Source organism: Protofrankia sp. CiP1_Cm_nod3, assembly GCF_982290655.1.
This window is the reverse complement of the sequence record NZ_CEVIVD010000059.1, coordinates 17160-24730: the sequence shown is the minus strand read 5'-3', so window position 1 is coordinate 24730 and position 7571 is coordinate 17160. Positions and strand designations below refer to the sequence as shown.

3 protein-coding genes are annotated in these 7571 nt (G+C 74.6%); all 3 read left to right on the top strand.

The features are described 5' to 3' along the window. Positions 1-431 precede the first annotated feature (431 nt). Positions 432-851 carry a hypothetical protein gene (locus tag AC5LUJ_RS13310; protein ID WP_250290393.1) on the top strand — a complete coding sequence of 140 codons (420 nt, stop codon included), beginning with the start codon at positions 432-434 and terminating at the stop codon, positions 849-851. An 84-nt stretch (positions 852-935) separates the two neighbouring features. Next, positions 936-1202, top strand: a complete 267-nt coding sequence (locus tag AC5LUJ_RS13305; protein WP_250287507.1) for a hypothetical protein — start codon at positions 936-938, stop codon at positions 1200-1202. Between the two features lie 546 nt (positions 1203-1748). Further along, positions 1749-7571 (top strand): beta-ketoacyl synthase N-terminal-like domain-containing protein (locus AC5LUJ_RS13300; RefSeq protein ID WP_493465019.1); only part of this gene is annotated, 5823 nt, incomplete at its 3' end.

The following is a 7571-nucleotide window of genomic DNA, read 5'->3' as shown; positions in this document are numbered from 1 at the left end:
GTGGTCGTGGTCGTGGTCGTGGTCGGCCGTGGCCGCTGTCCCGATGGGCCGGTCCGGTCGTTGGAGATATGCCGAAAATATCGTTGGAAGTATGCCGGAAGTACACTGGAAATATGCCGGAAGTATGTGGTGGAAATATGATCGACGTATGGTCGGGATATATCCGGCGTGCGATTACCGGGTGACTGGCGTCGCCGTATCCGTGCCGGTCGTGTCGCCGTGCCGGCCGCTGTGGCACATGCTGTGAACTGATATGATCTAATTCATCTTCCTCTCACCCCGTGGGGAGGATGCGCTACCCGTGGCCGCTGACAGATCTTTGTCCTCGCGGCGCTGGGCGACGGCATCCGATGGTGGGGTGGGCGATGTCGTCTGCGGCGTGGGACCGGCGGCCTCGACCGGTCCGGGGTGACGCGGCCGGGGGTGACGCGATGGACCAGGTGTACGACCGGATAAAACTGCCGCTTTCCGGTGTGGAAGTCGAACTGGTGAGTTCGCCGGTGGGCCTTCTGCACTGGCGGCTGAAGTCCGCCGACGATTCCACCACCCGCCTTGACCAGCCGCTCGACCGGACGCCGATTCTCGGCTGGGAGGAAGGCACCACGGCGGTGGACGGGCGGCATCCGCCGGTGGTCTTCACCGTCGTGTGGGGATCGCTGCTCGGCGGCCGCGGGCCGCTGCGGGTCGTGCTGGTGCGCCGCCGCCGGTTCCGGGCCTCCCAGCGGCACAACCTGGACCCGATAACGCTCGGCGGGGCGTTCTGGATCGCGGAGTCCGAGGGCTCCTTCGACCATCTGGTGGTCTCGGACGGGGCGATCGTCGAGAGCCGTGACCTGCACGCCCCGGTCTGAGCCGGGGATCGCCCGGATGGCCGTGGCCGGTGCCGTCCCGCGTGGCCGTGCGGGACCCGGGCCGGCTACGCGGCGGGCCACCGCATGGCCGGCTACACCGGTTGCCGGGTGCGTTTTCTCACATCCTCCCGCGCTTCGGCCGGATTCGGATACAAGGACGATCCGTACCGGGGACGACCGGTCGCGGGAACGCCGTGCGGACGCCTTTGCCAGCGGATTGCCGGCGGCATCTACGGCATCTACGGCGGCGGCATCGTCGGCGGCATCGGCGGCGGGGCGCGGATGGCCGGGCCCGACGAAACCGGACGTCCCGAAAGCGGTCACCGTACCTGCCCTTCCGTGTATGGATAGCTGCGCTGTGTCCGCGTCCGGTTTCCTCCGTGTTGCCCGGCCGGTGGGTCCCGCCGGCCGGTTTTCCCGGGGGGCTAAAATTTCCGACACGCATCCGGTGGCACGGTGTCCGCGCCCATGTCCTGCCTGTCCGGGGAAGGAGCTGGTCCGGCACCCGCAAGTGCCGATCTCGGTGAACCGGTGTCGATCGCCGTTGGTGTCCGTCATGGACCGTCGGCCAACGATCTGCTGGGAAATGATGTCGACCTTGAAAACTGTCGTCGTTGTGAGTCGCGTGATTTTTGGTTGCTTTTTCTGGCGCATTATTGTGAATATAATGTGTCATAGTTGTTTCTTTGTGCATGTATACGGTTCGGCTCCCGGGCTCCTCGGCGTGTCGGCCGCGGCACGCCCGTGGCCGCCGGCCCGCCGGCCACCAGCCGGCCGGCGGGCCGACAGGCGATCGTCGCTGTGGCCGCGCACCTGGATACCGGCAGCCGCGCCGGCAGGTACCGGGCCGGCAGGTACCGGGCCGGCCGCCCGCGGCCCGGTCAGGAGGGACCACCCATGAGCACCAGCACGCACCGTAACCCGCAGGCCCGCGGCCCCGGGGTGCCGCGGGCCGGGGCGGCGCGGGTCCCCGGGCCGTCACGGGACCTCGTCGTCGCGGTCACTCCCTTCACCGAGCCTGACGCGCGCCTGACGGCCGCGGTGGCCCGGGCCGGCGGCCTCGGCGTTCTCGACCTGGGGCGGGATGCCGCCGCCGCACGCGCCGCGCTCGCGGACGCCGCCCGCTGGTCGCGCGGCCCGTTCGGGGTACGGGTGCCCGTCGGCTGCGCCACCAGCCCGCGGGAGCTGCCGCCCGAGGTGGACACCGTCATCCTCGCCACCGGCCCGGCCCGCGGTGAGCGGGACAGCGAGCGGAACGTCGAGCGGAACGGCGAGCGGGACAGCGAGTGGGACGTGGAGGCGGCGTCGGCGGGCGGGCGTCGGCGCGTCCTCATCGAGGTCACCTCGGTCGCGCAGGCGCGGGCGGCGGCCGCGGCCGGTGCCGACGGCCTGATCGCCCGGGGCGGCGAGGCCGGCGGCCGGGTCGGCGACCTGACCACGTTCACCCTGCTCCAGCACCTGTTCGCCGCCGACGGCCTGGACCTGCCGGTGTGGGCCGCCGGCGGGCTGGGGCCGCACACCGCCGCCGCCGCCGTTGCCGCGGGGGCGGCCGGTGTCGTGCTCGACGCCCAGCTCGCGCTCGTCCGGGAGATGGAGCTGCCGGCCGAGGTCGCCGCCGCCATCCGGGGCATGGACGGCAGCGAGACCACGCTCCTCGCCGGGCACCGGGTGTACGTCCGCCCCGACCTGCCGGTCGCCGGGCTCGCCGGCCAGCAGGCGGACGAAGGGCTCGACGAAGACGCGGTCGCGCACCGTCTCGGTGCCCGTGACCTGCGTGAACAGTTCCTCCCCATCGGCCAGGACGGCGCCTTCGCCGCGCCGCTGGCCGACCGGTACGTCACCGCCAGCGGCGTTGTCACAGCGGTCCGGGACGCCATCGAGGCCCAGCTCGCCGCCGCGGTCCGGCTCGCCCCGCTCGCCCCGGGCGCGCCCTTCGCCGCCGACCGGGGCCTGCGCGTCCCGGTCGCGCAGGGACCGATGACGCGGGTCAGCGACCGGGCCGAGTTCGCCCGGGCGGTGGCCGACGGCGGTGGCCTGCCGTTCCTGGCGCTGGCCCTGATGGGCGGCGACGAGGCCCGTGCCCTGCTCAGGCAGACCCGCGACCTGCTCGGGGACGCGCCATGGGGGGTGGGGATCCTCGGCTTCGCCCCGCCGGAGATCCGCTCGGCCCAGCTCGAGGCCGTCGGGGAGATCCGCCCGCCCTGCGCGCTGATCGCCGGCGGGCGCCCGTCCCAGGCGGCGTCCCTGCAGGCCGCCGGCGTCGACACCTTCCTGCATGTGCCCTCGCCGGGGCTGCTCGGCCGGTTTCTCGCCGCCGGGGCCCGCAGGTTCGTCTTCGAGGGACGCGAGTGCGGCGGCCATGTGGGCCCACGGGCCAGCTTCCCGCTGTGGGAGGGGCAGATCACCGAGCTGCTGGCGTACGGCGAGCAGGTGTCCGTCGCCAGCGGCCGGTCCGCGGCCGGGGCGTTCTTCGCGGGCCTGCACGTGCTGTTCGCCGGCGGTGTGCACGACGAGCGGTCCGCGGCGATGGTCGCGGCGGCCGCCGCGCCCCTGGCCGCCCGCGGCGCCCGGATCGGGGTGCTGATGGGCACCGCGTACCTGTTCACCGCCGAGGCGGTCACCTCCGGCGCGATCCTGCCCGGTTTCCAGCGGACGGCGCTGGACTGCGGCGGCACCGTCCTGCTGGAGACCTCGCCGGGGCACGCCACCCGCGTCGTTCGGTCACCCTTCGTCACCGCTTTCGCCGGACGGCGGGCCGAGCTGCTCGCTCAGGGGCTCGTCCCCGCGCAGGTGTGGGAGGAGCTGGAACGGTTCAACCTCGGCCGGTCACGGATCGCGAGCAAGGGCCTGCGCCGCGGCCAGGGCCGGCTGGTGCCCGTCGACGAGGACACCCAGCGTAACGACGGTATGTTCATGATCGGCCAGGTGGCGGCGCTGCGGTCGGAGCCGACCACGGTGGCGGCCCTGCACGCCCAGGTGAGCGAGGGCGCCACCCAGGCGCTGGCCGACCGTCTCGTCGCCCTCGGCATCGATCCCGAGACCGACGTCAACGTCGACGGTGACACCGATGTCGGCGTTGACACCGGCGTCGGCCCGGTGCCCGGGCAGCCGGCCCGGCCGGATGCCGCGACGCGGGCGGGCACCCGGGCGCGGGCGGGAGCCAGGGCACGGGGGCGCGGCCGCCGCCGCGAGGCCGCCCGGCCGCTGGACGTGGCCGTCGTCGGCATGGCCTGCGTGTTCCCGGGCGCCGCCGACACCGCCGAGTACTGGGCCAACGTGGTCGGGGGCGTCGACGCGGTCACCGAGGTGCCGCGCGGCCGCTGGGACGCGGATCTCTACCACGCCCCCGGCCGGGCTCCCGGCCAGGATGCCCCCGGCGGGCAGGCCTCCGGCGGGCAGGCCCCCGGCCCGGATCACGGGCGGGGCGGCGGGCGGGTGCCGTCCAGGTGGGGCGGGTTCCTCCCGCCGGTCCCGTTCGACGCGCTGCGCTTCGGCATCCCGCCGAAGTCGCTGAGCAGCATAGAGCCCGGGCAGCTGCTCGCCCTCGAGGTGACCGCGCGGGCCCTGCGTGACGCCGGCTACGACAACCGGCCGTTCGACCGGTCGCGCACGTCGGTGGTCTTCGGCGCCGAGTCCGGCGCGGATCTCGCCGCCGCCCATGGTTTCCGCTCGGCCTACCCGGCCTTCTTCGGGCCGGTCCCGCCCGCCCTGGACGTACGCCTGCCGACACTGGACGAGGACTCCTTCCCCGGAATGCTCGCGAACGTCATCGCCGGGCGGGTCGCCAACCGTTTCGATCTCGGTGGTGTGAACTACACGGTCGACGCGGCATGCGCGTCCTCGCTGGCGGCGCTGGACGCCGCCTGCAAGGAGCTGGGCGGCGGCACCTCGGACCTGGTGCTCTGCGGCGGCGTGGACACGCACAACAGCATCCACGACTTCATGCTGTTCGCATCCGTCCACGCTCTGTCACCGACCGGCCGGTCCCGCAGCTTCGACGCGGCCGCCGACGGCATCTGCCTGGGGGAGGGGGTGGCCGTCGTCGTCCTCAAGCGGCTCGCCGACGCCGAACGCGACGGCGACCGCGTCCACGCGGTGATCAGAGCGGTGGCCGGGTCGAGCGACGGCCGGGCGCTGGGCATGACCGCGCCGAGCCGGGCCGGGCAGGTGCTGGCGATGGAACGGGCGTACGCGCGCGCCGGGATCTCCCCGGCCGACGTCGGCCTGGTCGAGGCGCACGCCACCGGCACGGTCGTCGGCGACAGCACGGAGCTCGCCAGCCTCACCGAGGTGTTCGCCGGCCACGGCGCGCGGCGGGGCGGCTGCGCCGTCGGCTCGGTGAAATCCCAGATCGGGCACACCAAGTGCGCCGCCGGGCTGGCCGGTCTGATCAAGACAGTGCGGGCGCTGGCGGCCGGGGTGCGCCCCCCGACGTCCAACATCACCCGGCCGAACCCGTCCTGGGACGCCGCGACCAGCCCGTTCTTCTTCGACACCGCCGCCCGGCCGTGGGCGGCGCCGGCGTCGCGGCGGCACGCCGGGGTGTCCGCGTTCGGCTTCGGCGGGACCAACTTCCACGTGGTGCTCTCCGCCTACGACGGTGCCCCCGAACCCACCCACGGGCTGGACGCCTGGCCCGCCGAGCTGTTCGTCATCCGCGGCACCGACCAGGCGGCCGCCGGCCGCACCCTGGACCGGCTCACCGAGCTGATCCGCGTCAACGACGGCGCCGGGCGGCCCTGGAAGCTGCGCGACCTGGCCGCGACGGTGGCGGTCAAGCGCGGCGGGGCGGTGCGGGTGGCGTTCGTCGCGACCAGCCTGGACGAGCTCGCCGACCTGGTGAGACGGGCCCGTGCGTTCACCCACGACCCGAAGGCCGGGATCTTCGTCGCCGGCGGCGCTCAGGGGAGGCCGGGCCGGGCCAGGACCGGCCGCGCCACGCCGGCCGGGACAGGAGAAACGGAAGGAGAGGCGGCGGAAGGGAAGACCGCCTTCCTGTTCCCGGGGCAGGGCAGCCAGCGGCCCGGGATGCTGGCGGAGCTGTTCGTGGCCTTCCCGCGGCTGCGGCACCTGCTCGAACGCGGGGAGAAGTGGGTGCCGGCGATGTTCCCGCCGGCCGCGTTCAGCCGGGCGGACACCGACGCCCAGCAGGCCGCGATCACCGACACCCGGACGGCGCAGCCGGTTCTCGGGATCGCCGGCCTCGCCATGCACGAGATCCTCACCGGCCTCGGCGTGCGCCCCGACCACCTCGGTGGCCACAGCTACGGTGAGCTGGTCGCCCTGTGTGCGGCCGGGGCCGTCGACATCGACGATCTGCTGCCGCTCAGCGAAGCCAGAGCGGACGCCATCCTGGGCGCCGCCGGCGCCTTCGCCGCGGTCTCCGTAACCGCCGCTCCCGCTGATCCCCCCGGCGCTCTCGCAACCGGCGCCCTCGCCGGCCATACCGCCGGCACCGGCCCCGCTACCGCCAGCAGCGGCCTCGCTATCGCTAGTGGCGGATCCGCTATCGCTAGTGGCGGCATCGATCCCGTCACGGCTGATCCTGGCCTGGCTGACCCCGGCCTGGCTGACCCCGGCACGATGGCGGCGGTGGCCGCCCCGGCGCGTCGGGTGCGGGAGGTGCTGGAGGCGGCCGCGGCGGGCCCGGCCGGCGGCCCGGCGGGCCCGGGCGATGTCGTGATCGCCAACCACAACGCGCCGGAACAGGCCGTGATCTCCGGTCCGACCCCCGCGGTGGAGGCCGCGGTGCGGGTGCTGGCGGCCGAAGGGCTCACCGCCAGACGGATCCCGGTGGCGTGCGCGTTCCACAGCCCGGTGGTCGCGGCCGCGGCCGGGACGTTCGCCGCCGACCTGGACAGGGTCGCGATCGCCCCGCCGTCACGGCCGGTCTGGTCCAACACGACCGCGCTGCCGTACCCGGACACCGCCGACGCGGTCCGGCGGACCCTCGCCGGCCAGGTCGCCCAGCCCGTCCGCTTCGTCGAACAGATCGAGGCGATGTACGCCGCCGGCGTACGGATCTTCGTGGAGGCCGGGCCGGGCCGGGTCCTCACCGGGCTCGTCAGCCGGATCCTGCACGGCCGGCCGCACACGGCCGTCGCCACGGACGTCCCCGGCGAACACGGGCTGCGCCGGCTCCTGCTCGCGCTGGCGGAGCTGGCGGCCGCCGGGGCCGCCGTGGACACCGCGCCCCTGTTCACCGGGCGTGACGCCCAGGTGGTCTCGGCCGCGAACTGCCCGCGCCGGCCCGGCTGGCTCGTCGACGGCCACCTGGTGCGGACGTCCGACGGCCGTCACCTGCCCGGCGGGCTGGTCCCGGCGGACGAGCTGTCCCGCCTGCCGGCCCCCGAAGCGCCGTCGTGGGCCGCGTCCCCCGGGGCGACGGAGCTGCCGACGGTGATCGTCCCACCGTCGGTGGGGAACGCCGACGCCGCCGTGATCGAGTTCCTGCGGACGACCCGTGAGCTGGTCGCCGCGCAGCGCGAGGTCATCCTGAGCTACCTGGCCGCCGCCGACCGCGCGTCGGCGCTCCCCCCGGCCGCGCTCGCGGGCGCGGAGGCCGCCCTGCCGTCGGGCGCGCTCGGCCACATCCCGCCATCGGAGCTGTACGACCACGGTCCGTTTCCGACGGCCGGGGAACAGCTTCCGTCGCTGACACCGGCTGGTCATGCCGTGCCGCTGCCCATCTCGGTGGATCAGCCCCGGTCACCCGGCCGG

Bases quoted from the DNA above. Each gene is read 5' to 3' on its own strand.
- AC5LUJ_RS13310 (WP_250290393.1), top strand. From the start codon at position 432: ATGGACCAGGTGTACGACCGGATAAAACTGCCGCTTTCCGGTGTGGAA.
- AC5LUJ_RS13305 (WP_250287507.1), top strand. From the start codon at position 936: ATGGCCGGCTACACCGGTTGCCGGGTGCGTTTTCTCACATCCTCCCGC.